This window comes from Rhodanobacter umsongensis (genome assembly GCF_042654965.1).
In the GTDB taxonomy this organism is placed as follows: Bacteria; Pseudomonadota; Gammaproteobacteria; order Xanthomonadales; family Rhodanobacteraceae; genus Rhodanobacter; species Rhodanobacter umsongensis.
Genome location: NZ_JBHSMK010000002.1, coordinates 223,902 through 248,666 on the forward strand (window position 1 = coordinate 223,902; position 24,765 = coordinate 248,666).

Consider the following 24,765-nt stretch of genomic DNA (forward strand, 5'->3'; position numbering starts at 1 on the left):
AAAGAATCGCGCCATCGGGCTTCTCAGGGTTTGCGGCGCAAGGCGGCCTGCAGCAATCGTTGCTGAAGCCGGTCGGACCATCGGGTCGGCGCACTCAGCCCCATCCGCGCCAGCGCCTCGTGTTCTCCCGTCGCCGGTTCGCCCGGATGCAGCGACGCGCGCACCAGGCGCAGCCTGCCGCGCCAGGTGCTGCCGCTGTTCTTCAACCAGCCAAGCGCGGGCAGCAGGCGCTGTTCGACCTCGGTGAAATCGCTGCCGAATGGAAACTTCGGCAACAGCCCCTTCTGCTGGAACGGCAGCAAGGCCTCGCGCAGATGGCGAGGGCGATGCCTGCGCCATCCTTCGGGTATCACGAAATCCGCGGCCAGCTTGCCATGCGCCTTCGCTTCGGCGCACAACGCATCGAGAAAGCGGGCGTCGCTGATCGCCAGCATGGCTTCGATGCATTCGCTGTCGCTTTTGCCACGTAAATCGGCGACGCCATATTCGGTCACGTAGATATCGCGAAGATGGCGTGGAATGGTGGTCTGGGCGTAGTTCCAGCGGATATTGCTCTCGATGCCGCCGCGCACCTGCCGGGTGGCACGCAACAGCAACACCGAGCGGCCGTCAGGAAGCTCATGCGCCATCGCCACGAAGTTGTACTGGCCACCGACGCCGCTGACCACCGAGCCATCGTCCAGCGTCTCGGACGTCGCTGCACCAAGCAGGGTCGCCATCATGCAGGTGTTGAAGAATCGCGCACCGCGCCGCTGCAGCACCGCCAGCGCCTGATGGTCGCCGTAGAGCTGGTTGACGTTTGACACGGCGCACATGTCGATCGCATCGGGGTCGGCCGCCTCGGTGGCATCGAGCCATTCGTACAGCTCGCGCGAGCCCAGAAAGAAGGCGCCACGCAGGTAGTGTCCGCCAGGCACGTCGGCGGCCAGCCGCCCCGCGGCGGAGGCCCGTTCGAGCGCGAGATTGTCCCAGCTGCGCCGCTTCAGGATGCCACCGCGCTGCAGGTGCATGAAGCCGTCCATCACCATTTCGCTGGCGCCATACAGGCCGGTCTCGAACGCCGCCAGGCCGCCGATCCAGCCAGCCAGCGCGTGCGTGGCACCGCCGCGGTCCAGCGCCACCAGCGCGCGTCGCCACTGGGTGTTGTCCTGCTGACGCAGCAGCAGCGCCTTGACCAGTGCGTCGGACAGCGCGCCGATGCCAACCTGCAGGCAGCCACCATCCTTGACCAGCGCACTGGCGTGCAGTCCCAACGCATACTCGGCCAGGTCGACGGGCGACCGCGGCAGCGCGAACAGTGACGGCGACGCCTGCGGGCAGAGCTCGACGTCGAAATAGGCTTCCGACACCTCGGCATTGCCGCTCAGGTACGGCAGGTCCGGATGCACCACGGCTACACACATCGGCCGCTGCTTGCCGGCGAGCTGTACCTGGCGCAGGAAATCCAGGGTCAGGTCCGGGTTGCACGACAGGCTGTAGCGCACACCATCGGGCCCCTCGCGTCGCGCCACCAGCTGCACCAGCACATTGATGTCCTGCACCACCAGATCGCGGGCGACGTGGGTGTAGTTCTGGCTGATGTAGCTGCGCTGCGCACTGCGCGAGCGCAGCAGCGAGCCGGATTGCAGGTAGAACTCGTGCACCTCGACATTCGGCGGCAACGCATCGCGCGCCTGGTCGAGCGCGTACTGCGGATCGACCTGATCGGCGCCGAAATGACGCTTGAGGAACGGTCCGAGGAATCGCCGCTCCAACCCCGGTTTCGGCTGCGGCCGGGTCAGCGACAGCGCGGTGTACAACCGCAGCGAGCGGCTGCCGTCGGCGCCGGTGAGCCGATACAGCGCGTTGAGCAGCCCATGCGGCTTGCCCAGCCCCAGCGGCGCGGCAATGCGCAGGTCCGGCCCCAGTTCCTCGGCAAGGAAATCCGCGCAGGCATCGGTGTCGGTATATCGGCGCTCGATCGGCATGCGAAAGATCATGCCAGAAGCTTGCCAAAGAGAGCGTGCGAGCAAGGCATCGCCTAAACTCGGATCATGCCCAAGCCACTGATCCCGTCCACACCGAGTCGCCTGCTGGCGGAACAGGCGCTGAGCCGCACCGCCGGCGCGCCGCTGTTGAGCGGCAACGCGGTGGAGTTGCTGATCGATGCCGCCGCCCATTACGACGCCTGGCTGACAGCGATTCGCGGCGCACGGCAGCGCGTGCTGCTGGAGAACTACATCATCCGCGATGACGAGGTCGGCCGGATGTTTCGCGATGCGCTGGTGGAGCGCGCCCAGGCTGGCGTGTTTGTCGCGGTGGTGGCCGATTGGGTCGGTTGCCTGGGCCAGTCACGCAGCGCGTTCTGGGCGCCCTTGCGCGCCGCCGGTGGCGAGGTGCGCGTGTTCAATCCACCCCAGCTGGGGCAACCGCTCGGATGGATCAGCCGCGACCATCGCAAGCTGCTGGTCGTCGATGGCGTGCTCGGCTTCCTGTCCGGCGTATGCATCAGCGCGAAATGGCTGGGCGACCCCGGCCGCGGCGTGCCGCCATGGCGCGACACCGGCGTGGCGCTGCGCGGGCCTGCCGTGGCCGAACTGGAAGCCGCGTTTGCGCAAAGCTGGGGTGAAATCGGTGTCGCCCTGCGGCAGTTTGTGCCGCTGCCGGAGCCTGCCACACCGGTCGGCAACGTCTCGCTGCGGCTGATCGCCACCCAGCCCGCCACCGCCGGCATGTACCGGCTCGATCAGCTGATTGCCGCGATGGCGCGCAAGACGCTGTGGCTCACCGACGCCTATTTCGTGGGCATTGCACCCTACGTGCAGGCGCTGGTATCGGCCGCGCGCGATGACGTGGACGTGCGCTTGCTGGTGCCAGGCAGCAGCGACATTCCGGTGGTGGCCAGCCTGTCGCGCTCGGGTTATCGACCGCTGCTGAAAGCCGGCATCCGCGTGTTCGAATGGAATGGCTCGATGCTGCATGCCAAGACGGCGGTGGCCGACGGGCAATGGGCCCGGGTCGGTTCGTCCAACCTCAACATCGCCAGCTGGCTGAGCAACCGCGAACTGGACGTGGCGGTAGAGGATGCAGGTTTCGCCGGGCAGCTCGCCGCGCAATACGAACGGGACCTCGACAACGCGACCGAAATCGTGCTCGCTCCCCGCCGCCATGGCAGCAGCGAACGGGTACGCAGCAGCGAGGAACGACCGCGCGTACGTCGCAGCGGCGGCAGCTCCGGTCGCGCCGCCGCCGGCGCGTTGCGCATCGCCAACAGCGTCGGCGCGGTGCTGAGCAACCGGCGAGTCCTGGGCGATACCTCCGGTGGTCCGCTGATCATCGGCACGCTGGCGCTGGCGCTGTTGGCGGTGATCGCGATCCTGTGGCCGGCGTGGATCGGCTGGCCGTTCGGGATCCTCGCCGGCTGGTTTGCGCTCAACCTCGGCATACGCGCCTGGCGCTTGCGCGGGCGCAATCCGCGCGAGGCGGACGACGATTGAGCACCGCGACACCGCTTGATGTTCTCCCTGCACTACGTTCGTCAAGCAGATGTTTTCTCACAATTTGGCTTCTTCGGCATGCTAGGCTCGCGCCCTTATGCCAGCGCCATTCGACGACACCATGCCACGCCACATCCTCACCCCCAGCTCGCTCAATCGGCTGGTACGGGACCTGCTGGGCGACGCGCTGCCGCAGGTCTGGATCGAGGGCGAGCTGTCGAACGTGGCGAAGCCCGGATCCGGCCATCTGTACTTCACGCTGAAGGACAGCGGCGCGCAGGTACGTTGCGCGATGTTCAAGCTGAAGGCTTCCGCGCTTCGTTTCCGCCCGGCCGACGGCATGCAGGTGCTGCTGCGCGCGAAAGTCGGCCTGTACGAACCACGTGGCGAGTTCCAGCTGGTCGCCGAATACATGGAGCCGGCCGGCGAAGGCGCCCTGCAACGCGAGTTCGAGCAGCTCAAGGCCAGGTTAGCCGCGGAAGGTCTGTTCGAACCCCAGCGCAAGCGCGCCCTGCCCGCTTATCCGCGCCGCATCGGCGTGATCACCTCGGCCACCGGCGCCGCCGTGCGCGACGTGCTGAGCGTGCTGGCCAGGCGCTGGCCGCTGGCCGACGTCGAAGTACTGCCGGTGCCGGTGCAGGGCCGCGACGCGCCGCCGGCGATCGTGGCGATGCTGCGCAAGGCCTCGGCCTGCGCGCGCTACGACGTGCTGTTGCTGACCCGCGGCGGCGGTTCGCTGGAAGACCTGTGGGCGTTCAACGAGGAAGCGGTGGCGCGGGCGATCCATGCCAGCGCAGTGCCGGTGGTGAGTGCGGTCGGCCACGAGATCGACTTCAGCATCGCCGACTTCGTCGCCGACCTCCGCGCGCCGACACCATCGGCCGCGGCCGAACTGCTGGTGCCCGATGCGGTGGCGATCGGGCGCCACCTGCGGCAGTTGCAGCAGCGCCTGGTCACCTTGCAGCAACGTCGTCTGCAGGCGTACGCACAACGCGTCGATCACCTGCTGGCACGGCTGCAGACGCAGCGGCCGCAGGCGCGGCTGCAGCGCGACCACGAACGCCTGATCCATCTCCATCACCGTCTGCTCGGCGCACTGCGCGAACAGCAGCAAGGCCGCCAGTCGCAGCTCGAACGCGCCCAGTCCCGCTTGCTCGCGCAACACCCGCGACAACGCCTGCCCCTGATGCACCACCGTCTCGCCGAGCTCACCCAGCGCCTGCGCCGCGCCATCGAGCGCCATCTGGAACGCGACCGCCTCACCCTGCAGCAAGCCGCCCGCGCCCTGCACGCGGTCAGCCCGCTGGCCACGCTGGAACGCGGCTACGCCATTTTGTACGACGAGGCCGGCAAGGTGCTGCGCTCGACGCAAGGCGTCAAGACCGGCACGGCGTTGCGCGCGCGCCTGGCCGATGGGGAGCTGGGGTTGCGGGTGGAGGAGGCTGCGAAGCCTCGCGGGTAGTCGCGCAGCAACTGACACCCGTGCCGCCTAGCCTGCCAGCATTCCCTCGATGGCGGCGACCGCCGTGGCAAGGCCGTCTTCGCGGGCAATACGCCGGCCAAGCTCGGCCGCACGCGTGACGACGGCTTCCCGCGCGACAAAATCGAGGGCTGCAGCAAGCGCCGCAGCATCCGGGCTTGCCGCCGAGAGCGCCACCGGCGCCACGCCCAGCCGACGAAGGCGATCTGCCCAGAACGCTTGATCACCGGCGAACGGCATCACGATGGAGGGCTTGCCTGCCTGCAGCGCCGAGTGGGTAGTTCCCGACCCGCCGTGGTGGATCACCGCGGCCATCCGTGGAAACAGCCAATCGTGTGGGGTGGCGTCGATGCACAGGACATTGTCCGGAAGGCGCACGCCGCCCATCCCGTTCCACCCCGGCCAGAACACGGCACGTCGCCCGTCCAGCGCCGCGATCACCGCATCGAGCATGGCAGGCATGTCGATGCCGGTCATGCTGCCAAAGCCCACGTAGACCGGCGCAGTGCCGGCGGCAAGGAACGCCGCCAGGGCTGAGGGCGGCGCGTAGCTTTCCTCCATCGGCGGCAGCCACTGGCCACACAGCATGGCATTAGCCGGCCAGTCCCCTGGCGGTGGCAGCAGCGTCGGCGAGATGCCGTAGAGCGTGGGCAGATCCTTCCACACGGTTTTTCGCGGCGGCAAAGCCAGCACCTCCGCCCGTGCACGGTTGAGTGCCTTCTTGAAGGCCAGCCAGAACAGCTTGTTGGTGAACGCGAGGCTGGCCCGGTTCAACCAGGCGGGAACCCAGGCCGGCGGCAGAAAGGGCGAAGGAAACTCGCGCGACGGCGTAAGCGGGATCATCCCCGCGATGACGGCGGGAACCTTGAGGTGCTCGGCCACCGAAAGCCCGACAAAACCGGCCAGGCCCGACGTCACGATGGCGTCGCAACCTTCCGCCACGGCCAGCGTCTCCCGCATCCACGCGGCCGTATGCGTGTTGGTCAACGCCACCATGGCCTTGGCGGTGCCGCGCGGTCCTTGTCGCCCCCACTCGGCAAACAGCTCGCGGATGTCGCCGGAAAGCGGTGTGGCTGGAATCCCGAGCGCATGCGCCGTGCCCAGGGTTCGCGCGTCACCCAGTAGAACCACCTCATGGTCCGCTTCGCGCAAGGCATGACCCAGGGCGGTCAGCGGACGCGTATCGCCCTCGGTGCCGTAGGTCAGAAGTACGAGCTTCATGTCTCGCTCCCGTGTAAAGTAAACGACGTGTACTTTACATGCCGTCGAGTGTCTGAGCCATGCCTTCTTCCCGTCCGCGTCCCCGGCCATCGAGCCGGGCCGAGTTGCCCGAACACATGGGCCTCGTTGCGCGCCAATTGTTCGCATCGCACGGCTATGCCCAGGTGACCATGGAGCAGGTCGCGGCCGAGGCCGGCGTATCCAAGCGCACCCTGTACAAATACTTTCCGGCCAAAGAGGCCTTGCTGGAACACACGCTGGAAGCTTCCCTCTCGAAAGACCTCGCAGCACGCGACTTCAGCCTGCACGAACGTGCCGGCTTCCGCACCGGCGCCACGGCACTGCTGCACGAATCCGCGCACTGGTGCGAACAGCACGCGGATATCCTGCTGCCTTACATCCGCTACAAGTTCGCCAATTTCGACCCAGGCGCGAAGCCGAAGGAAGATCGCGGCCTGCTTCCACTCTGGGTGATGCTGATCGACGCCGCCCAGGATCGCGGCGAGGTGGCGCCGCAGCATCGCTCCGAACAGCTGGGCATCTATTTCCACTACCTTTACCTGGGTGCCCTGATGCGCTGGCTCAGCAAGCCGGGCCTCGACCTGCGGCAAGAGTTCGGCATGGTGATCGAGCTGTTCATGGACGGGGCGGCGGCCGGCGTGAATTGATGCCCGGCAAGTTGGCGCATGGTCATGCAGCCTTGCATCGCCGCGTGGAGAGCCTCGACATCATGCCCGTGTGGCCGTACGCAGCCGGCGCGAAAACCGGCTTCGCGCACCGGCAAACGGCCGCGGCTCACGACCCCTGAACGCCACCACGCCCTATGCTTGCCGGATCGCATCCGCAGGCAAGCACCATGTTGAACAAGTCCTACCCCTACTACCTCGCCAACCAGCCGCGGATGTCGAAGGAAATGCTGGACGTGCGCGACAAGTACAGCGGCAAGATCGCCACGCGGGTCGCGGTACCCGATGCGGTGGACGTCGCGAAGGCGATCGCCGCCGCGGTGAAGGCGACCGCACCGATGCGCGCATTCAAGCCGTGGGCACGCCAGGCCGTGCTGCAGCATTGCGCGCAACGCTTCGCCGAGCGTCGCGACGAACTGGCCGAGGCGCTGTGCATCGAGGCCGGCAAGCCGATCAAGGACTCCGCCGGCGAGGTGACCCGACTGATCGAGACGTTCCGCATCGCCGCCGAGGAAGCGGTACGCATCAACGGCGAAACGCTCAATCTGGAGCTGGCCAGCCGTCTGGACGGCTATCACGGCTACACCAGGCGCGTGCCGCTGGGACCGGTGGCGTTCATCACGCCGTTCAATTTCCCGCTGAACCTGGTGGCGCACAAGGTGGCGCCTGCGATCGCCGCCGGTTGCCCGTTCGTGCTGAAGCCGTCGGAGAAGACCCCGATCGGCGCGCTGATCATCGGCGAGGTGCTGGCCGAGACCGACCTGCCGAAAGGTGCGTTTTCGATCCTCACCCTGGACGGCAGACGGGCCGCGCCGCTGGTCGAGGACGAGCGCTTCAAGCTGCTTTCATTCACCGGCGGCCAGGTCGGCTGGGAGCTGAAGGCGCGCGCCGGGCGCAAGAAGGTCGTGCTGGAACTGGGCGGCAACGCCGCCTGCATCGTCGATGCGGACCAGGGCCCGCACCTCGATCGCGTGGTCGAGCGGCTGGCATTCGGCGCGTTCTACCAGTCCGGGCAGAGCTGCATCGGCGTACAGCGCATCTACGCGCACGCCGACATCTACGAGGCGCTGAAAAGGAAGCTCGTCGCGGCAACGAAGAAGCTCAAGGCCGGCGACCCGAAGAAGAAGGACGTGTTCGTCGGCCCGATGATCGACGAAGCCGCGGCCGAACGCCTGCACGGCTGGATCGTCGAGGCGAAGGCGGCCGGCGCCAGGGTTCTGTGCGGCGGCCGGCGCGACGGCAACATGCTCGAAGCGACGCTGATGGAGAACGTGCCGGTCGACGCGAAGGCAAACTGCATGGAGGCCTTCGGCCCGTTCGCCCTGCTCGCGCCGTTCAAGAAATTCAGCGACGCCATCGCGATGGTCAACGATTCCGACTACGGCCTGCAGGCCGGCATCTTCACCGACAGCCTCGACCACGCGATGCGCGCATGGAACGAACTGGAACAGGGTGGCGTGATCGTCAACGACATCCCCAGCTTCCGCGTGGACAACATGCCGTACGGCGGCATCAAGCTGTCGGGCCTGGGCCGGGAGGGCATCCGCTATGCGATCGAGGACATGACCGAAGTGCGCCTGATGGTGATGCGCGAATCCTGATCAGAGCGCGCCGGGCTTCGTCGCCTGCACGTTCCAGCCCATCGCGTTGTAAACGCGGTAGCGCGCGATCCCTGTGTATTCGTGCAAGGCCACGTCGGCCATGGTGAAGTTGTATGCCAGCGGCAGCCAGGACATCTCCCCGTCCACGTAATCCGTCCGCACCGGTATGGCCTGGATGCCGAAGTGCGCGAAGTACAGCATGCCACGGCGCAAATGGAAGCCCGAGGAGACCAGCCATACGCGGTCGACGCCCAGGGATTTCAGCAGCGGTGCGCTGAACTGCGCGTTCTGCCAGGTGTTCATGCTGCGCGATTCCAGCAACAGGTCGGCGGGATCGACGCCGAGCTGCCGCAGATCATCCGCATAGACCGCTGCCTCGGACTCGCCCAAGCGCCGGGCATCGCCACCGCTCACTTCGACCTTGCACAGCCGACCGCTCTGCCGGCACGCGCGATACAGCATCGCCGCCTTGCCGATGCGTCCATAGGCGGACAACTTCGGCTCCAACTGCCCCTCGCCCGTCCGCACCGCGCCCGCACCCAGCAGCACGATGGCGTTGCGCTGGCCCCAGGCGATCGGCGCCTCCGCCGCGGGCAGCGATTGCAGGTGGCCCAGCAGCCAGATCGGCACCGGCCCGCACCCGATCGCCAGCCACAGGATCGCCGCCAGCGCCAGCAACGCGCGGCTGCAGCGGCGCCACCTGAAGAACGCCAGCACGATCGCCAGCAGCACCGGGATGAGCAGCAAGTTCAGGGTCATGGACCGTTTCAGGGTGGCAGGGACAAGGTGCGATTATGCAGGGCGCAGCCGGCGCCGATGAAAAGGCACATGCTGTTCCACGGTGCAACATTGGTTAGGCTGGGCCATCGCAGCAGGAGCGGGCCATGACCACTCTCGTCTTTGTCCACGGCTGGAGCGTCACCAGCACTTCGACTTACGGGCAGCTGCCGCAGCAGGTGCAGCAGCAAGCGACAGCCGCCGGCCTGCCGCTCATGCTCGCCGACATCTGGCTGTCCGAGTACGTGAGCTTCGACGACGCGGTGACCATGCCCGACCTGGTGCGAGCATTCGACCACGCGCTGCGCGACCTGCATCTGCTCGACGCCAGCTTCGCGTGCATCACCCACTCCACCGGCGGCCCGGTGGTGCGCGAGTGGCTGCGCGCGCAACGCGACAAGCCCGCCACGCACAGCACGATCAAGCTCAGTCACCTGGTGATGCTGGCCCCGGCGAACTACGGCTCGGCGCTGGCGCAGCTCGGCAAGGGCATGCTCGGCCGGCTCAAGTCGTGGTTTGCCGGCGTCGATCCCGGCCAGCGCATCCTCGACTGGCTGGAGCTGGGCAGCGCCGAGTCGCTGTCGCTCAACCTCGACTACATCCACAGTGACGATCCGCTCAAGCACGGGCAGTTCCAGTTCGTGCTCACCGGCGACCGCCCGGATCGATCGCTGTACGACCACCTCAACAGCTATACCGGCGAGGATGGCTCCGATGGCGTGGTGCGCATCGCGGCGGCCAACCTCAATGCCCATCACGCGGTGCTGTCGCCGCAAGCCGGCACGTCCGGCGGCGTCGACGCGCTGGCGCTCACGCTCAGCCGTGGCCCGCGCTGTGCCTTCAAGCTGATCGCCGGTGCGTCGCATGCCGGCGACGTCCACGGCATCATGGCCAGTGCCGCGCCCGCCACCGTGCAGGCGATCGTGCGCTGCCTGCTGATCCGGGGCGCCAGCGACTACAGCGCACTCTGCGATGCCTTCGACCGCGAGAACGCGAGCCGCGACGCGGACAAGGTTGAGCTTGAACCGGCCGGTCCGTTCGCGCCGCGCGTGCACATCCACGATCCGTGCAGCCTGCTGATCCTGCGGCTCACCGACGAGGCCGGCGAACCGCTGAGCGGCGCCGGCTTCCTGCTCACCGCTGGCGCGCAGGCCAGTGCCGACCTGCTGCCGGCCGGCTTCCTGCTGGACCGCCAGGCCAATTCGAAACAGCGCACCACCATCTCGCTGTTCCTCGACCACAGCCTGCTCGCCGGCGACGAACGCGTTGCCGACCCGCGCAACAGCCGCAGGACCCTGCGCCCCGCCCGCGTCAGCCATCGTCCCTACGGTGCCAGCGTGCAACCGCTTGACCTCGACGGCCTGGTGCACCACGCCCTGGCGAAAAGCGCCGCCAGCGACGACCTGTTCGGCATGCTCGGTCCACACCAGACCACCGTGCTCGACGTGGTGCTGCCGCGCAAGATCCATGAGGGCGTGTTCCGGCTGACCCGGACGCTGACGCCGCAGGATTTCGGCAAGCCGGTTCCAGGCGCGGCAATCGGGTAGATCCTTCTCGGCGATCCGCTCCGCGGCGGTTAAGCTGTTCGGTGCACACTGGCGATCTACCGCGCCCGCCGACCCGACTCCTGGCATGCAAAAGAAACCGATTTTCTTCGACCCCACCGGCCGACGTGCCATCCATGTCTCGCGATTCGCGCTGGCCGCCGGCGTCATCAGCACGCTGTTCGTGGTGGCGTGTGCCGCCAGCCTGTTCGTGGGGCCGAACATGGTTGGCCTGCATATCGGCGAACACGGCAAGACCCGACATGCCCTGGCCGGGGTAAAGGCCGTCGCACCGGAACTGCTGAAGCCGGCAGCGAAGCTGGCCGCGGAGGTGCGCGCACGGCAGAAGCTGCTGCACTCTCCCCATACGCACGCCAGCAAGGCGGCCGGCCTGCACATACCGCCGCCGTCGCTGGACAAGCCCGCCGGCCGGCCGCTGGCGCTCGGCTTCTACGTCAACTGGGACGAAAGCAGCTACCCGTCGCTGAAGCGCGCGTTGCCCACGCTGGACTGGGTGATCCCGACCTGGATGAGCGTGAGCGGGCCGGACATGGCGCTGCACACCAGTATCGACGCCAAGGCGCTGAACCTGATCCGCAGGCAGAAGCCTTCCACCCCGATCCTGCCGCTGCTGCAGAACGCGGTGGGCGGCAGCTGGGACGGAGCCGGCCTGGCGCGCCTGCTGGCCGATCCCGCCGCGCGGCAGGCACGCGTCGCGCAGATCGTCGACTTCCTTTCCGCCAACCATTTCCAGGGCGTGACGATCGACTTCGAGGAAATCCCCGCGAGCGCCCAGCCGAACCTCAAAGCCTTCCTGTCCGAACTCAACGAGGCTTTCGATCCGCACGGCTGGGGCATCGTGCTGTCGGTGCCGTTCGACGACGCCGACTGGGACTATGCCGGCTACGCCGACATCGTCGATTTCGAGCTGCTGATGGCCTACGACCAGCACTGGGCCGGCAAGGACGCCGGCAGCATCGCTGCCCAGGACTGGTTCGAGAGCACGCTCGACAAGCGCATGAAGGTACTCGACCCGGACCAGGTCATCGTGGCCATCGGCAGCTACGGCTATGACTGGTCGCACGGGCAGAACGCCGAGGCACTGACCTTCCAGGACGCGATGGACCGCGCCAGCGATGCGCAGGCCGACATCGCATTCGACCCGGACACGCAGAACCCGAATTTCTCCTACAGCGAGGACGACGGCAGCACGCACCAGGTGTGGTTCCTCGACGGCGTCACCGCCTACAACCAGATCCACGCCGCCGACGACTACAAGCCCTACGGCTACGCGCTGTGGCGGCTGGGCTCGGAAGACCCGTCGGTGTGGTCGGTGCTCGGTCGCGACTATGGCGCCGCCGCACCGGAACAGCTGCGCACGATCGGCCAGGGCGAGGACATCGACATCGAGGGCCAGGGCGAGGTACTGGAAATCGCCGCGCAGCCATCGCCCGGCGCACGCAGCATCGAAGTGGACAAGGACGACGGCAGCATCGACGACGAAAGCTACCGTGCCTTGCCCAGTTCCTACGTGATCCGGCGCGCCGGCACGCTGCCGCACAAGATCGCGCTGACCTTCGACGACGGCCCGGACCCGGAATGGACGCCGCAGATCCTCGACATCCTCAAGGCGAAGCACGTGCCGGCCACGTTCTTCATCGTCGGCGAGAACGCCGAGATGTCGCCCAAGCTGGTGCAGCGCGAGGTCGCCGAGGGCCACGACGTCGGCAACCACACCTTCACCCATCCGAACCTCGGCGATAGCCCCTCCGGCATCGTGGCGCTGGAACTCAACGCCACCCAGCGCCTGTTCGAGGCGCTCACCGGCCACTCGATGCGGCTGTTCCGCGCGCCCTACTTCGGCGACGCGGAGCCGACCACCGCCGACGAGCTGGTGCCGATCGGGATCGCGCAGAAGATGGGCTACATCTCGGTGGGCCTGCACATCGACGCGGAAGACTGGCAGCGGCCCGGCGCGGACAAGATCGTCGACAACGTGCTTACCCAGGTCGCCGCCAGCAACCCGGAGCGCACCGCCCAGGTGGTACTGCTGCACGACGCCGGCGGCGAACGCTCGCAGACGATCGCGGCGCTGCCGCGCATCATCGACGGCCTGCGCGCGCGGGGCTTCGAGTTCGTCACCGTCTCGACGCTGGCCGGGCTCAGCCGCGAACAGACCATGCCGCCGCTGACGCCCGGCTCGCTGTCGCAATGGGCCGACCGCTCGGTCTTCCTTGCGCTGGGCTGGTTCGGCCACTTCATCCGCTGGCTGCTGACCGCGGCCATCACGCTGGGCGTGGCCCGGCTGCTGCTGCTCGGCGGCCTCGCCCTGTTCAACCGGGTGCAGGAACGCCGGCGCACGATGCCGACGTTGCCGGACGATCCGCCGCTGGTCTCGGTGCTGATCCCCGCCTACAACGAAGAGAAAGTGATTGCCAGCTCGATCCGCCATATCCTCAAAAGCCACTACGCGAACCTCGAAGTCATCGTCGTCGATGATGGCTCCATCGACGCAACCTCGGCGGTGGTGCGCCAGCACTACGCGCACGAGCCGCGCGTGCGGCTGATCACCATACCCAACGGCGGCAAGGCGCACGCGGTGAATACCGCGCTGCGCGAGTCGAACGGCGCGGTGGTGGTGGCGCTGGACGCCGACACGCAGTTCGAGCCGGGCACCATTTCGCGGCTGGTGCGCTGGTTCGCCGACCCCAAGGTCGGCGCCGTGGCCGGCAACGCCAAGGTCGGCAACCGCGTCAACCTGATCACCTTGTGGCAGGCGCTGGAATACATCACCGCGCAGAACCTGGAACGCCGCGCGCTGGCCGCGTTGGGTGCGATCACCGTGGTGCCCGGCGCCGTCGGCGCCTGGCGGCGCGAAGCGCTGGAACGGCTCGGCGGCTTCCCGTCCGACACACTGGCGGAAGACCAGGACCTCACCATCGCCGTGCAGAAAGCCGGCTACCACACCCTGTTCGATGCCGAGGCGATCGCCTGGACCGAAGCGCCCGATACCGCCCGCGGCCTCGCCCGCCAGCGTTTCCGCTGGGCCTACGGCACCTTGCAATGCCTGTGGAAGCACCGCGACGCCACGTTCCGCCCGCGTTATGGCGCGCTCGGCACCATCGCACTGCCCCAGGTCTGGCTGTTCCAGATCGCATTTTCCGTGGTATCGCCGCTGGTCGATCTGGTGCTGGTATGGCAGATCGTCAGCACCGGCCTCGACTACCTGCAGCATCGCGGCCAGTTCGACGACAGCAACCTGATCAGGATGCTGATCTTCTACGCCGCCTTCATGGCCATCGACCTCGCCGCGGCGGCACTCGCCTTCGCCATGGAAAAGAAGGAGAAGTGGAGCCTGCTGTGGTGGCTGGTGCTGCAACGCTTCGGCTACCGCCAGCTGATGTACTACGTGGTGGTGCGTTCGGTATGGACGGCCATCCGCGGCCCGTCGGTGGGCTGGGGCAAGCAGGAGCGCAAGGCGACCGTGAACACCAGCGACGAGCTGAAAGCGTGAGCGCCGCGCCGACCCTCAGTTCGCCAGCGGCTCCGCCAGCATGGGCCGGCGCACGCTCAACGCAGTACCCGCCGCCGCCACGATGATCGTCGCGATGGCCACCCACTGCAGCAGGCTGAGCCGTTCGCCCAGCAACGCCACACCGGCGATCGCCGCGATGGCCGGCTCCAGGCTCAACAAGGTGCTGAACGTGCGCGCCGGCAACCGGGTCAGCGCGATCATCTCCAGCGAATACGGCAGCGCCGAGCTGAGCACCGCCACGCCCAGCGCGTACGGCAACAGCGCCGGCGACAGCAGCGCGCTGCCGGCATGCGCGACGCCGAACGGGATCGCCAGCAACGCGCCGATCGACGTCCCCAGCGTCACCGCGTCCGCGCCGTAGGCCGCTCCCGCCTTCTTTCCCAGCACGATGTACAACGCCCAGCCCGCGCCGGCAGCCAGCGCATACATCACACCCACCGGATCGAGCGCCTGCATGCGCCCGCGCAACGGCAGCAGCAGGGCCAGCCCGGCCACCACCAGCGCGATCCAGACGAAGTCGAGCAGCCGGCGCGAACTTAGCAATGCCAGCGCCAGCGGCCCGGTGAATTCCAGCGCCACGGCGACGCCCAGCGGAATCGTGCGCAGCGACATGTAGAACACCAGGTTCATCGCGCCCATCGAGAGGCCATATCCCCATAACGCGCGCCAGTCGCGTTGACCGCCCGACCTTCGCCCCGGCCGCCGCCACAGCAGCAGGATCACCGCGCTGAACCCCAGCCGAAAGGCCGTGGCGCCCTGCGCGCCGACCTGCGGGAACAGATGCTTGGCCAAGGACGCGCCGCATTGGTACGAGACCATGCTGACCAGCAGCATGCCGATCGCGAGTGCCAGCGGGGCAGTGGTGGAACGTGACGACATGAGCGCAGCCGCGGCAGGAAACAAGGTGCCCATGATGCCCGCAGACGTGGACGAAACCCGCTACGCAGGACGTCCCGCTGCCATCATTGCTGACAGCATCTGACAGCAATGTGTGGCACGACTCGCGGAATGATGCGCGGTGCGCGGACTCCCGCTGCTCGGGCAGCCACCGTGCGTGCGCCTGGCGTGGACGGCCGCTGGAAAGGACGGGCACGCGGAGCGGCGGTAAACACCGGTGTGCAGGCTGGAACCCTGAGCCGGGTGGCCACTCAATCGCCGGGTTTCGCCCACGACGCATCGGCAAGTACCAATGAGGCTTCGATCTGGCGCTCCGGCACGCTCCAGTAGGTCCGGAGCAATCCCGGTATCTGCGCCGGCAGCACTGGTTCGAAGCCGTGCCGACGATAGAAGCGGATCGCCCAGTCGGCAGCAGACCACGTACCCACTAGCATGCGTCGCGCGCTGCGGCGGCGCAGGTGCGCGATCAGCGCGGTACCGGTGCCGCGTCCCTGCTGACCGGGCAAGACGTAGGCATGGCGGATCAGGTCGACGCCGCGCACCGTCTGGACACCCATCACGCCGGTCAGCGCGCCATCCATTTCGCAGCCCCAGAATTCGACGCCGGCCGCGATCTCGTCATCGAGCTCCTGCGACGACATGTACGGTTCGCGCCAGCAATCGTCCGGGATCACACCCCGATACGCTTCGGCGGCGGCCTGGATGATCGCGAGCATGGCTGAGCGTTCGTCGTCGCGGCAGCGCCGGAGGCTTGCCTGCGCGATGGTTTCGACGGCCGCAAGAACGCCGCTGTGAGGTGGGTCGATGATCGCGGTCGGCATGTGCTGCACTCCTGTCGGTTGGCTTGATGCCAGTCTGGACGACAGGGCTGCGCCTGATCTTGGACAAAATTGCACGGCGCGGAAATTCAGCCGGCAGCCGCAGCATAACGGCTCGGTGTAATGCCGAACTGTCGGGTGAAGCACCGGGTCAGGTGGCTTTGGTCGAAGAACCCGGCGAGCGCCGCCGTCTCCGCCAAGGTATGGCCACTCCGGATGAGCCGACGTGCCAGGGCGATTCGCTGCTGTAGGAGGTATGCATGCGGGGGCAACCCCAGCTCGCGCGCAAACCCGCGAAGCAGTTGGTAGCGGCTGAGCCGGGCCTCGCCGGCGAGGCTGGTCAGTGTCAGTGGCGCGGTCGGATCGTCGTCGATCCGTTCCCGTGCCCGCCGGATGGGGGCGGCGGGCCCCGGCGCTGTCTTTTCGCACGCCGCGGCATTGGCTCGCATGCCTGCGGCGAGGTGCAGGATCGCCGTCTCACACGCCATAGCATCGTGCGGGCCGTTCGACAACGCATGGGCAAAGGCGGCATCGAAGAGCCGGCGCAGCCGCTCGTCCGCAAATACCGGCGCGGCGAACGCCAGCGGCGCATGGGTGCCGCCGCCGATGTCGGCCAGGGCTTGGCTCAGCAGGTCCGGATCGACATACAGCATCCGCCACGACCGCGGCCGACCCTGAATCGCATGCCCGTCGTGGACCTCACCCGGGTTCACGAAAATCAGGCTGCCCGGCCCGGCCTCGACCTCCCCCCGGCCGCTCGACGAGGCGTGCCCACCGGCGTCGACAACGCCAATGCCGTACTGGTCGTGCGTATGGCGCGGATAGCTACGAGCCGTGGACGCGGTCATCGCGTCGATGCCGGCCAGAGGAAAAGGGTGGAAGAGGACCCGCTCGCTCATCCGCACTCCCAGAGTGATTGCGCTGCACCGGGCCGCACGGTCCGTCGACTCCGGCTGGCCGCGTTGCTCAACCGTTCCCGCGCACCCGCATCGTCAGCCCCTTCAGGAAGTTGCGCAGCAGCTGGTCGCCGCACAACCTGAAATTCTTGTGGTCGGGTTGGCGGAACAGCGCGCTGAGTTCCGGCTTGGAGATCGGGAAACCCGCAGCCTCCAGGATCTCGTGCATGTCCACGTCCTTCAGCTCGAACGCCACGCGCAGCTTCTTCAGCACCACGTTGTTGGTGACGCGCTTCTCCGGCGGGCGCGGCGGGCGGCTCTCGTCCTTGCCGCGGCGGTGGAAGACCAGCCCGTCGAGGAAGACGGCCAGCACCTTGTTGCTGCATTCGGCGTAACCGGCCTCGTCGTCCTTTTTCAGGAACGCCTGCACATCTTCCTTCCCGACCGCAGCCGACGAGTCAGCCAGATGGATGATGTCGACCACCTTGCCGTCGCTGAGGTCGAGCATGTAACGGATGGCGCGCAGTACGTCGTTGTTGATCATGTCGTTCCGGGATATCGCAGAGGGCGCCATGTTACCGCGCGACGATTGACCCCGTTTGCGTGCCGCCCGCGCTTCATCCTTCACGAACCGGGAGCAGCACCGCTCCCCCTCGGCCTGGCGCGGTCGTCCTTTCGCCATGGTGTGAAAGGCGGCAGGGACAAAGCGGCCCGCCGGGACATTCCGGCCTACCCGCTGGCGGGCGATTTGGCTTACGCTCGCTGCCCATGGATGCTGCGGTCGATCCCGATGCGATGCTGATGCTTGCCTATGCACGCGGTGATCTCGCCGCGTTCGAGGCGCTGTATGCGCGCCACCGCGGCATGCTGTACCGGTTCCTGCTGCGCAGCGTGCGCGACCCGCATCGCAGCGACGAGCTGTTCCAGGAAACCTGGAGCCGGGTGATCAGCGCACGCACACGCTACCAGCCGCAGGCGAAGTTCGGCACCTGGCTACTGCAGATCGCGCACAATCTGATCGTCGACAATGCGCGCCGCCAGCGACCGATGGCCGACGGCGACGAAGCCGGCGCCGCACTGGCCCGCGTGGCCACGCCGGAACGCGAACAGCCCGATCACGCCCTTGCCGAGGCCGAGCGTCGCCGCCGCCTGCAGCGAGCGCTCGAACAGCTGCCGCACGAACAGCGAGTTGCCGTGTTGCTGCGGCTGCAGCAGGAACTCACCCTGGAAGAGATCGCCACGGTGACCGGCGCCGGCCGCGAGACGGTGAAATCGCGCCTGCGCTATGCCATGACCCGATTACGCGAAGTGCTATCCGAATGACCACCCATTTGCCACCACCGGATCCGCGCGAACCGGACGAGAAGTTGCCCGGCGAAGCCGAGTTGGCCGCGCTGTATCGCCAGTTGCCGCACAGCGAGCCGGGTCCGGCACTGGACGCGGCGGTGCTGCGGGAGGCTGCGCAGGCGCTGGGACCCGGCGGAGAAAGTCCCACGGTATTGCGCGAACGCAGAAGGGCCGCACGCGAACGCGGCGACTGGGTGCACCCGAAACCGGTCGCGCCTTCGCCGGTGGTGACACCGTCGCCAGACGACCGTCGAAGAATGCCGCGCTGGCCGATCGCGCTGAGCACTGCAGCCAGCCTGATGCTCGCTGCGGGACTTGCCTGGCACATGCGTGAAACGCCACCGGCCGCATCGACACACGCGGCGCCGGGCAGCGCCACACAGACGCAGGCCACGGCCGCTGCCCCACCGCCGGCCGCCGCGGCAAAGCCGGCCGCGAAGCCCGCACCGCCCCCGCCGGTGGGGCTGCCCCAGCAACCGCCGTCAAAACTGGCGGTCGCGCAGAGGCCGGCGCCACCAGCCGATACGTTGCGCATGGCCGCCGCCGACCAGAGCGCGGAGCGCACCTCCAGCAAAGCCAAGGCAATCGGCGGCATGAGCCATGACGCCCCGGCCCCCATGTCGGCTCCCGCTGCGCCACCCGTGGCGCTGCAAGAGACGTCCGGCAACGCGGTCGAAGCCGCATCGGAAATGCCCGCGGCGATGGCGGCCGCTCCGGCGCCGGCAGCGCCCGTCGATGCCACCACGCCTGGCAGCGGCGATACACCGGCGCAGGAGCTGGACAAGATCCGCCAGTTGTTCGCCCACGGCCACGACCGCGAGGCACGCCGGCGCCTGACCGCGTTCCAGCATGCGCATCCGCAGTGGGATCTGCCGCCGCAGCTCCGCGCGCAACTGCGCGAGCCATGAGCGGAGCGTTGTCCACGCTGGCCCGGCCGTGTCGCCATCAGGAAGAAATCAAGAAGAGCCGCTTCCTCGCCCTGGCCGCACCGGCCGCCTCACCCGAACAGGCCCTGGCCTATCTGCGTGAGGCGAGCGAGCCCACCGCCACGCACAACTGCTGGGCCTGGCGGATCGGCCAGGATTACCGCTTCAATGACGACGGCGAACCCGGTGGCACCGCCGGTCGGCCGATCCTGCAGGCGATCGACGGCCAGGACATGGATCGTGTCGTGGTCGTAGTGACCCGCTGGTACGGCGGCATCAAGCTCGGTGCCGGCGGCCTGGCCCGGGCGTATGGCGGCACCGCAGCCGAATGCCTGCGCCGCGCCGAGCGCGTGCCGATCGTGGCGATGACGCGGCTGGGGGTGCATTGCGATTTCGCCGAGCTGGCCCTGCTCAAGGCCCGCCTGAAAGACTTGCAGGCCGAGATCGAGAACGAAGCCTTCGGCGCCGATGGCGTGGACCTGCTGCTGCAGCTGCCGGACAGTCACGTCGCCGAAGCCCAGCTGCGCATCAGCGACATCAGCCGCGGCCGCAGTATCGGGCGTCGCCTGGATTGAACGGATGCGCCGCCGCAAGGATTGAATCGCCCGGTAAACGCCCCACCTAGGGTTCCATTGCCTGCGTCCTTCGATTGTCCTGCGAGAGCTCATGAGCGACGCCACTACCGACACCGCACGTCCCGCCCGCCGCATCGGCGCATTGCGTGAACTCTGGCCCTTCCTGAAACCACACCGCGCACTGGCCGGCGGCTGGCTGTTGTTCCTTGGCCTGTCGTCGGGCGCCTCGCTGGTACTGCCGATGGCATTCCGGCACATCATCGACCAGGGCTTCGGCCACTCCAGCCAGGCGGTGATCAACCAGACCTTCATCGCGCTGTTCGGCGTCGCGCTGGTGCTGGCGGTCGCCACTGCGGCGCGCTATTTCTGCATCACCCTGCTGAGCGAGCGCGCGCTCGCCTCGTTGCGCCAGACGCTCTACTCGCAGGTGATCAGGCTGGACGTCGTTTTTTTCGAGCGCAGCCGCGTCGGCGAACTGCTGTCGCGCCTCAGTGCCGATACCGAGGTGGTGCAGGCGTTGATCGGCTCGGGGGTTTCGGTGGCCCTGCGCAGCGCGGTCATGCTGATCGGTGCGGCGGTGGCGATGGTGTGGACGGCGCCGTCGCTGGCCGGCCTGACGGCGCTGGTGATCCCTGCGGTGATGCTGCCGATCCTGCTGTTCGGCCGTCGCGTGCAAAAGCTTTCGCGCGCCAGCCAGGATCGCCTCGCCGATGCGGCGGCGATCGCCAACGAAACCCTCAACGCCTCCACCGCGGTGAAGGCGTACGCGCGGGAGGATATCGAAAGCACCCGCTACAGCAACGCGATCATGCGCGCGCTGGCGACGGCGCGTCGGCGCATCGGCATGCGTTCGCTGCTGACCATGGCGGTGATCGTGCTGGTGTTCGGCGCGATCACCCTGGTGCTATGGGCCGGCGCGCGCCACGTGCTGGCCGGCACGCTGGACGCCGGTGTGCTGGGACAGTTCGTGCTGTATGCCGTGTTCGCCGCCGGCTCGGTGGCAGGGTTGTCCGAGGTCTGGGGTGACGTGTTGCGCGCCGCCGGCGCCATGGAGCGCATCGGCGAGCTGCTCGCCGAGCGCGCCGACATCGTCGATCCGGCACAACCGAAAGCCCTGCCCCGTCCGATGCATGGCGCGCTGCTTTTCGACGGCGTGACCTTCCACTATCCGACGCGCCCCGATACCGCAGCGCTGCACGATTTCACCCTGGACATCCGCCCCGGCGAAACGGTCGCCCTGGTCGGCCCTTCCGGCGCCGGCAAGAGCACCGTGTTCGCCATGCTGCTGCGCTTCTACGATCCGCAGAGCGGCCACATCAGCATCGACGGCATCGACCTGCGCGCGGCCACCCTCGCCGACCTGCGCGGTGCGATTGCACTGGTGCCGCAGGAAACGGTGATCTTCGCCGGCAGCGCGGCCGACAACATCCGCTTCGGCCGACAGGACGCCAGCGACGAAGAGGTGCGCGAAGCCGCGCGCGCCGCCGAGGCCCATGACTTCATCAGCGCGCTCGACCACGGCTACGACGCCGAACTCGGTGAGCGCGGCGTGCGTCTGTCCGGTGGCCAGCGCCAGCGCATCGCCATCGCCCGCGCGATCCTGCGCGATGCGCCGCTGCTGCTGCTGGACGAGGCCACGTCGGCGCTCGATGCGCAATCCGAGGCCGCCATCCAGCAGGCGCTGGAACGCCTGGAGAAAGGCCGCACCACCCTGGTCATCGCCCACCGCCTCGCCACCGTGCAGCGCGCCGACCGCATCGTGGTGATGGACGGCGGCCGCATCGTGGCGCAAGGCACGCATGAGAGCCTGCTGGCCGAGGGCGGGTTGTACGCGGAGTTGGCGCGGTTGCAGTTCGTGGCCTGAGTGAGCCGCGGTCATGCGCAGACCGCCGCAAACGCCTTCAGTGGAACCTTGCCCATCCCCGTCGGGCAGACGGTCGTGCCCGAGGCAGGCAACCGGGCAATGATCATTGCCATGCAGGCCATCGCGGCCGAATCCGCGCGCTGCACGAAGGCATGGCGGAGGGATGAGTGGCGAGGCGTTCCCCCGAACATCGCAGGCAGACCGCGGAAGTGAACGTGTTCGAGTTGTCCAGCGACGCCATCCAGCGTTCGTCGCGGCACCCATCCGGCATCGCCGTACGTTCCCCGCGCATCCTGCGCTGGCTCACCGCCCCGGCGATCCGCGATGCCCCCTGTCGGGTGATCTGCGGCGGCTTGCGTGTATCTCTGCCCCTTATCTGGCTGAGGAGGTGTTCCGCGCCACGGCAGCACGGATGAGCGCCTTCAGCGCCTTCTCGTCGACCTCGTCGCCCTCGTGAATGTCGATGGCGCGCCGGGTATTGCCTTCCAGGCTCGAGTTGAAGAGGCCCGCGGGGTCCTCCAGCGAGGCGCCCTTGGCGAAGGTCATCTTCACCGCGTTCTTGTACGTCTCGCCGGTACAGAGGATCCCGGCATGCGACCACACCGGCACCCCCCGCCACTTCCACTCCTCGATGACCTCAGGGTCGACCTGCTTGATGAGCTTGCGGATGCGGGCGAGCATCTCGCCGCGCCAGTCAGCCAGCTCCTCGATCCTGGCATCGATCAGGCGGGTCGGATCGTCCGCTGTCGTTCCTGCCGCGCCACGCTTGCCCCTGGCGGCGCTGGTAGTCGCTGACTTCATGCCTGTTCCTCGCTCGCTTGCCGCGTGGGTCACTCGCCCGCCGCCTTCGCTGGCGTCGATTGCCCGGAGCCATCTACCCGGCCCCGGGCCACGATCGCCGAAGCGCTCAGCGCAGCTCGTTGATGCGGATGTGGTTGCCCGCGGGGTCACGGAAGGCACAGTCGCGCACGCCGTAAGGCTGCTCGGTCGGCTCCTGGATCACATCGGCGCCACTGGCCTGCAGCTTCGCGAAGGTACCGTCGAGGTCGCTGCTGGCCAGGATGATCATGGCGTAGGTCCCCTTGGCCATCATCTCGACGATGGTTCGGCGCTCGTCGTCGGTGACGCCGGGAGTGGCCGCCGGCGGATGCAGCACGATCGATGTTCCGGGCTGGCCGGCGGGGCCGACCGTGATCCAGTGCATGCCGTTGTACGCGACCTCCTTGCGTACCTCGAAGCCGAGGGTATCGCGATAGAAGGCCAGCGACGCGGCAGGGTCGGTATGCGGGAGAAAACTCGAATGAATGGCGATGTCCATGGTTCAACTCTCTGTGCTGGTGATGTCCGGCGATCAGTCTAGTGGCGGCTCGCCGGCCGGCGCTTCTCGATTCCTGATCGGTCGTGTCACCTGTTTCGCCACGCACGGCGGCATCCCCACGGTCGCGCTGGCCTGCTGACGCCGATACTCGCCCGGCGGCATGCCGACCAGTTCGGTGAAGCGCGTGCTGAAGGTGCCCAGCGATGCGCAGCCGACTGCGAAGCAGGCTTCGGTGACACTGAAGTCGCCACTCCGCAACAGCGCCATCGCGCGCTCGATGCGTCGGGTCATCAGGTAGGCGTACGGCGACTCGCCATATGCCTCGCGAAACTGGCGGCTGAGATGGCCAGCCGACATGTACGCGCCGCGGGCGAGCGCCTCGACGTCCAGCGGCTGCGCGTAGTCGCGATCGATCCGGTCACGGACGCGTCGCAGTCGGACAAGTTCGCGCAGATGCTGGGCTTCGGTGGGTTTGCTGGTCACCGGCGGGATCGTGCCACCGCGCGCGGAAGTGCTCAAGCCCGTCGACCCGGGGCGACGGTTGCCGCGGCCGATCCGTTCGCGTGTCCGCCGTTCGAGGTGTGGCCTGGCGGTGCGGCAAGGTGGCCCCACCGCCACTGCGGTTTACCCGGCCAGTGTCGCGTTGTCGATGACGAAGCGGTATTTCACGTCGCTCTTCAGCATGCGGTCGTAGGCCTCGTCGATCTTCTGCACCGGGATCATCTCGATGTCGGCGACGATGCCCTTGTCCGCGCAGAAATCCAGCATCTCCTGGGTTTCGGCGATGCCGCCGATCAGCGAGCCGGCGATGGCCCGGCGCTTGAAGATCAGGTTGGCGATGTTCGGCGAGGGATGCGGCTGCGACGGCACGCCGACCAGCACCAGGGTGCCGTCGCGCTTGAGCAATGACGTGTACGCATCCAGCGAATGGCTGGCGGCGACGGTGTTGAGGATGAGATCGAAGCTGCCGGCGTGCGCCTTCATCTCGTCGGCGTTGCGCGAAACCACCACCTCGTCCGCGCCCAGGTCCAGCGCATCCTGGCGCTTGCCCTCCGAGGTGGTGAACGCCACCACGTGCGCGCCCATCGCGTGCGCGATCTTCACGCCCATGTGGCCCAGCCCGCCGATGCCGACCACGCCGACCTTCTTGCCCGGGCCGATGTTCCAGTGCCGCAGCGGCGAGTATGTGGTGATGCCCGCGCACAGCAGCGGAGCGACCGCAGCGAGCTGCGATTCGGGGTGGCGGATCTTCAGCACGAATTTCCGGTCCACCACGATGCGCTGCGAATAGCCGCCCAGCGTGTGCCCGGGCGCGTCCGCGGTCGGGCCGTTGTAGGTGCCGACGAAACCGTTCTCGCAGTACTGCTCCAGCCCCTCGTCGCACGCCGCGCAATGCTGGCAGCTGCCGACCAGGCAACCCACGCCCACGGTGTCGCCGACCTTCAAGCCTGTCACCGCGCCGCCCACGGCGCTGACGTGGCCGACGATCTCGTGGCCCGGCACGCAGGGATAGAGCGTGCCGCTCCATTCGGAGCGCACGGTATGCAGGTCGGAATGGCACACGCCGCAGTAGGCGATGTCGATCTGCACATCCTGCGGGCCGGGCGCGCGGCGCGCGATGTCGATGGGTTGCAGCGGCTTGTCGGCGGCGTGCGCACCGTAGGCTTTGGTGGTCATGGGGCTTTTCCTTGCTGGCGATGGTTGATCGGGATCAGGGTGTGGGTCCCCCAAAGATATGCCTCATCGGCCATCATCTCCATCCACTCGACCCGCTTGCCGTTTCTTCGCGTCCTGGACGGCGATG

General features: G+C 67.8%; 22 protein-coding genes and 1 pseudogene. 12 read left to right on the forward strand and 11 right to left on the reverse strand.

Annotated elements, in window-relative coordinates; genetic code table 11:
* Positions 1-23: 23 nt before the first annotated feature.
* A complete protein-coding gene (locus tag ACFPME_RS01025) occupies positions 24-1,967 on the reverse strand; it encodes an acetyl-CoA hydrolase/transferase C-terminal domain-containing protein (protein WP_377301140.1) in 1,944 nt (647 codons plus the stop codon).
* A 66-nt stretch (positions 1,968-2,033) separates the two neighbouring features.
* On the opposite strand from ACFPME_RS01025, the gene ACFPME_RS01030 reads away from it, so the two are divergent.
* Positions 2,034-3,476: a phospholipase D-like domain-containing protein gene (locus ACFPME_RS01030; protein WP_377301142.1), complete on the forward strand. Its 1,443-nt coding sequence runs from the start codon at positions 2,034-2,036 to the stop codon at positions 3,474-3,476.
* Positions 3,477-3,573: 97 nt separating this feature from the next.
* Positions 3,574-4,938: an exodeoxyribonuclease VII large subunit gene (xseA, locus tag ACFPME_RS01035; protein ID WP_377301144.1), complete on the forward strand. Its 1,365-nt coding sequence runs from the start codon at positions 3,574-3,576 to the stop codon at positions 4,936-4,938.
* A 27-nt stretch (positions 4,939-4,965) separates the two neighbouring features.
* Here the strand turns inward: xseA and ACFPME_RS01040 are convergent, their stop codons facing one another.
* Entirely contained in the window at positions 4,966-6,108 is a 1,143-nt protein-coding gene (locus ACFPME_RS01040) for a glycosyltransferase (RefSeq protein WP_377301146.1), read from the reverse strand.
* A 128-nt stretch (positions 6,109-6,236) separates the two neighbouring features.
* On the opposite strand from ACFPME_RS01040, the gene ACFPME_RS01045 reads away from it, so the two are divergent.
* Positions 6,237-6,845, forward strand: a complete 609-nt coding sequence (locus ACFPME_RS01045) for a TetR/AcrR family transcriptional regulator (RefSeq protein ID WP_377301148.1) — start codon at positions 6,237-6,239, stop codon at positions 6,843-6,845.
* Positions 6,846-7,033: 188 nt separating this feature from the next.
* Positions 7,034-8,464, forward strand: coding sequence for an aldehyde dehydrogenase family protein (locus ACFPME_RS01050; protein WP_377301150.1), 1,431 nt, complete (start codon positions 7,034-7,036; stop codon positions 8,462-8,464).
* Here the strand turns inward: ACFPME_RS01050 and ACFPME_RS01055 are convergent, their stop codons facing one another.
* Positions 8,465-9,202: a YdcF family protein gene (locus ACFPME_RS01055; protein ID WP_377302802.1), complete on the reverse strand. Its 738-nt coding sequence runs from the start codon at positions 9,200-9,202 to the stop codon at positions 8,465-8,467.
* A 146-nt stretch (positions 9,203-9,348) separates the two neighbouring features.
* Here ACFPME_RS01055 and ACFPME_RS01060 point away from each other — a divergent pair, with 146 nt between their 5' ends.
* Positions 9,349-10,788, forward strand: a complete 1,440-nt coding sequence (locus tag ACFPME_RS01060) for a lipase family protein (protein ID WP_377301152.1) — start codon at positions 9,349-9,351, stop codon at positions 10,786-10,788.
* Positions 10,789-10,873: 85 nt separating this feature from the next.
* Positions 10,874-14,299 (forward strand): trifunctional glycoside hydrolase family 18/polysaccharide deacetylase/glycosyltransferase family 2 protein, encoded by a 3,426-nt coding sequence (locus ACFPME_RS01065; RefSeq protein ID WP_377301155.1) that lies wholly within the window; start codon positions 10,874-10,876, stop codon positions 14,297-14,299.
* Positions 14,300-14,314: 15 nt separating this feature from the next.
* On the opposite strand, the gene ACFPME_RS01070 is transcribed toward ACFPME_RS01065, so the two are convergent.
* Positions 14,315-15,199 (reverse strand): EamA family transporter, encoded by an 885-nt coding sequence (locus ACFPME_RS01070; RefSeq protein ID WP_377301157.1) that lies wholly within the window; start codon positions 15,197-15,199, stop codon positions 14,315-14,317.
* Here ACFPME_RS01070 and ACFPME_RS01075 point away from each other — a divergent pair.
* Positions 15,105-15,302 (forward strand): hypothetical protein, encoded by a 198-nt coding sequence (locus ACFPME_RS01075; protein ID WP_377302863.1) that lies wholly within the window; start codon positions 15,105-15,107, stop codon positions 15,300-15,302. The genes ACFPME_RS01070 and ACFPME_RS01075 overlap by 95 nt on opposite strands.
* Before the next feature lie 166 nt (positions 15,303-15,468).
* On the opposite strand, the gene ACFPME_RS01080 is transcribed toward ACFPME_RS01075, so the two are convergent.
* The 3 genes from ACFPME_RS01080 to ACFPME_RS01090 all read right to left on the reverse strand — a co-directional run bounded on the left by ACFPME_RS01080 (position 15,469) and on the right by ACFPME_RS01090 (position 17,475).
* Positions 15,469-16,038, reverse strand: a complete 570-nt coding sequence (locus ACFPME_RS01080; RefSeq protein WP_377301159.1) for a GNAT family N-acetyltransferase — start codon at positions 16,036-16,038, stop codon at positions 15,469-15,471.
* An 86-nt stretch (positions 16,039-16,124) separates the two neighbouring features.
* Complete coding sequence (locus ACFPME_RS01085) at positions 16,125-16,934, reverse strand: AraC family transcriptional regulator (protein WP_377301161.1); 810 nt, start codon at positions 16,932-16,934, stop codon at positions 16,125-16,127.
* A 67-nt stretch (positions 16,935-17,001) separates the two neighbouring features.
* The gene (locus tag ACFPME_RS01090) at positions 17,002-17,475 is read right to left on the reverse strand and encodes a YehS family protein (protein ID WP_377301163.1); all 474 of its coding nucleotides are present in this window, start codon (positions 17,473-17,475) and stop codon (positions 17,002-17,004) included.
* A 224-nt stretch (positions 17,476-17,699) separates the two neighbouring features.
* On the opposite strand from ACFPME_RS01090, the gene ACFPME_RS01095 reads away from it, so the two are divergent.
* The 5 genes and pseudogenes from ACFPME_RS01095 to ACFPME_RS01115 form a co-directional block, all read left to right on the forward strand.
* A complete protein-coding gene (locus ACFPME_RS01095; RefSeq protein WP_377301165.1) occupies positions 17,700-18,254 on the forward strand; it encodes an RNA polymerase sigma factor in 555 nt (184 codons plus the stop codon).
* Positions 18,251-19,186 carry a hypothetical protein gene (locus ACFPME_RS01100; protein WP_377301167.1) on the forward strand — a complete coding sequence of 312 codons (936 nt, stop codon included), beginning with the start codon at positions 18,251-18,253 and terminating at the stop codon, positions 19,184-19,186. The genes ACFPME_RS01095 and ACFPME_RS01100 overlap by 4 nt, the downstream gene beginning before the upstream one ends.
* On the forward strand, positions 19,183-19,779 hold the full coding sequence (locus tag ACFPME_RS01105; protein ID WP_377301169.1) for an IMPACT family protein: 597 nt from the start codon (positions 19,183-19,185) through the stop codon (positions 19,777-19,779). The genes ACFPME_RS01100 and ACFPME_RS01105 overlap by 4 nt, the downstream gene beginning before the upstream one ends.
* Positions 19,780-19,870: 91 nt before the next feature.
* Complete coding sequence (locus ACFPME_RS01110; protein WP_377301171.1) at positions 19,871-21,643, forward strand: ABC transporter transmembrane domain-containing protein; 1,773 nt, start codon at positions 19,871-19,873, stop codon at positions 21,641-21,643.
* 212 nt (positions 21,644-21,855) lie between these two features.
* Positions 21,856-22,059: pseudogene (locus ACFPME_RS01115) on the forward strand (hypothetical protein); the annotation flags it as partial.
* Here ACFPME_RS01115 and ACFPME_RS01120 read toward each other — a convergent pair.
* The 4 genes from ACFPME_RS01120 to ACFPME_RS01135 all read right to left on the reverse strand — a co-directional run bounded on the left by ACFPME_RS01120 (position 22,016) and on the right by ACFPME_RS01135 (position 24,638).
* Complete coding sequence (locus ACFPME_RS01120; protein WP_377301173.1) at positions 22,016-22,444, reverse strand: DUF1801 domain-containing protein; 429 nt, start codon at positions 22,442-22,444, stop codon at positions 22,016-22,018. The pseudogene ACFPME_RS01115 and the gene ACFPME_RS01120 overlap by 44 nt on opposite strands.
* A gap of 106 nt (positions 22,445-22,550) precedes the next feature.
* The gene (locus ACFPME_RS01125; protein WP_377301175.1) at positions 22,551-22,961 is read right to left on the reverse strand and encodes a VOC family protein; all 411 of its coding nucleotides are present in this window, start codon (positions 22,959-22,961) and stop codon (positions 22,551-22,553) included.
* Positions 22,962-22,994: 33 nt separating this feature from the next.
* On the reverse strand, positions 22,995-23,444 hold the full coding sequence (locus ACFPME_RS01130) for a helix-turn-helix transcriptional regulator (protein WP_377301177.1): 450 nt from the start codon (positions 23,442-23,444) through the stop codon (positions 22,995-22,997).
* A 141-nt stretch (positions 23,445-23,585) separates the two neighbouring features.
* Positions 23,586-24,638 carry an NAD(P)-dependent alcohol dehydrogenase gene (locus tag ACFPME_RS01135; RefSeq protein ID WP_377301179.1) on the reverse strand — a complete coding sequence of 351 codons (1,053 nt, stop codon included), beginning with the start codon at positions 24,636-24,638 and terminating at the stop codon, positions 23,586-23,588.
* Positions 24,639-24,765: the final 127 nt, after the last annotated feature.

Excerpts from the sequence above, each read along its gene's own strand:
- ACFPME_RS01090 (WP_377301163.1), bottom strand. The coding sequence starts at position 17,475 with ATGATCAACAACGACGTACTGCGCGCCATCCGTTACATGCTCGACCTC.
- ACFPME_RS01095 (WP_377301165.1), top strand. The coding sequence starts at position 17,700 with ATGGATGCTGCGGTCGATCCCGATGCGATGCTGATGCTTGCCTATGCA.
- ACFPME_RS01065 (WP_377301155.1), top strand. The coding sequence starts at position 10,874 with ATGCAAAAGAAACCGATTTTCTTCGACCCCACCGGCCGACGTGCCATC.
- ACFPME_RS01135 (WP_377301179.1), bottom strand. The coding sequence starts at position 24,638 with ATGACCACCAAAGCCTACGGTGCGCACGCCGCCGACAAGCCGCTGCAA.
- xseA (WP_377301144.1), top strand. The coding sequence starts at position 3,574 with ATGCCAGCGCCATTCGACGACACCATGCCACGCCACATCCTCACCCCC.
- ACFPME_RS01030 (WP_377301142.1), top strand. The coding sequence starts at position 2,034 with ATGCCCAAGCCACTGATCCCGTCCACACCGAGTCGCCTGCTGGCGGAA.
- ACFPME_RS01100 (WP_377301167.1), top strand. The coding sequence starts at position 18,251 with ATGACCACCCATTTGCCACCACCGGATCCGCGCGAACCGGACGAGAAG.
- ACFPME_RS01120 (WP_377301173.1), bottom strand. The coding sequence starts at position 22,444 with ATGAAGTCAGCGACTACCAGCGCCGCCAGGGGCAAGCGTGGCGCGGCA.
- ACFPME_RS01110 (WP_377301171.1), top strand. The coding sequence starts at position 19,871 with ATGAGCGACGCCACTACCGACACCGCACGTCCCGCCCGCCGCATCGGC.
- ACFPME_RS01050 (WP_377301150.1), top strand. The coding sequence starts at position 7,034 with ATGTTGAACAAGTCCTACCCCTACTACCTCGCCAACCAGCCGCGGATG.
- ACFPME_RS01080 (WP_377301159.1), bottom strand. The coding sequence starts at position 16,038 with ATGCCGACCGCGATCATCGACCCACCTCACAGCGGCGTTCTTGCGGCC.
- ACFPME_RS01060 (WP_377301152.1), top strand. The coding sequence starts at position 9,349 with ATGACCACTCTCGTCTTTGTCCACGGCTGGAGCGTCACCAGCACTTCG.
- ACFPME_RS01070 (WP_377301157.1), bottom strand. The coding sequence starts at position 15,199 with ATGTCGTCACGTTCCACCACTGCCCCGCTGGCACTCGCGATCGGCATG.
- ACFPME_RS01105 (WP_377301169.1), top strand. The coding sequence starts at position 19,183 with ATGAGCGGAGCGTTGTCCACGCTGGCCCGGCCGTGTCGCCATCAGGAA.
- ACFPME_RS01085 (WP_377301161.1), bottom strand. The coding sequence starts at position 16,934 with ATGAGCGAGCGGGTCCTCTTCCACCCTTTTCCTCTGGCCGGCATCGAC.
- ACFPME_RS01045 (WP_377301148.1), top strand. The coding sequence starts at position 6,237 with ATGCCTTCTTCCCGTCCGCGTCCCCGGCCATCGAGCCGGGCCGAGTTG.
- ACFPME_RS01125 (WP_377301175.1), bottom strand. The coding sequence starts at position 22,961 with ATGGACATCGCCATTCATTCGAGTTTTCTCCCGCATACCGACCCTGCC.
- ACFPME_RS01025 (WP_377301140.1), bottom strand. The coding sequence starts at position 1,967 with ATGCCGATCGAGCGCCGATATACCGACACCGATGCCTGCGCGGATTTC.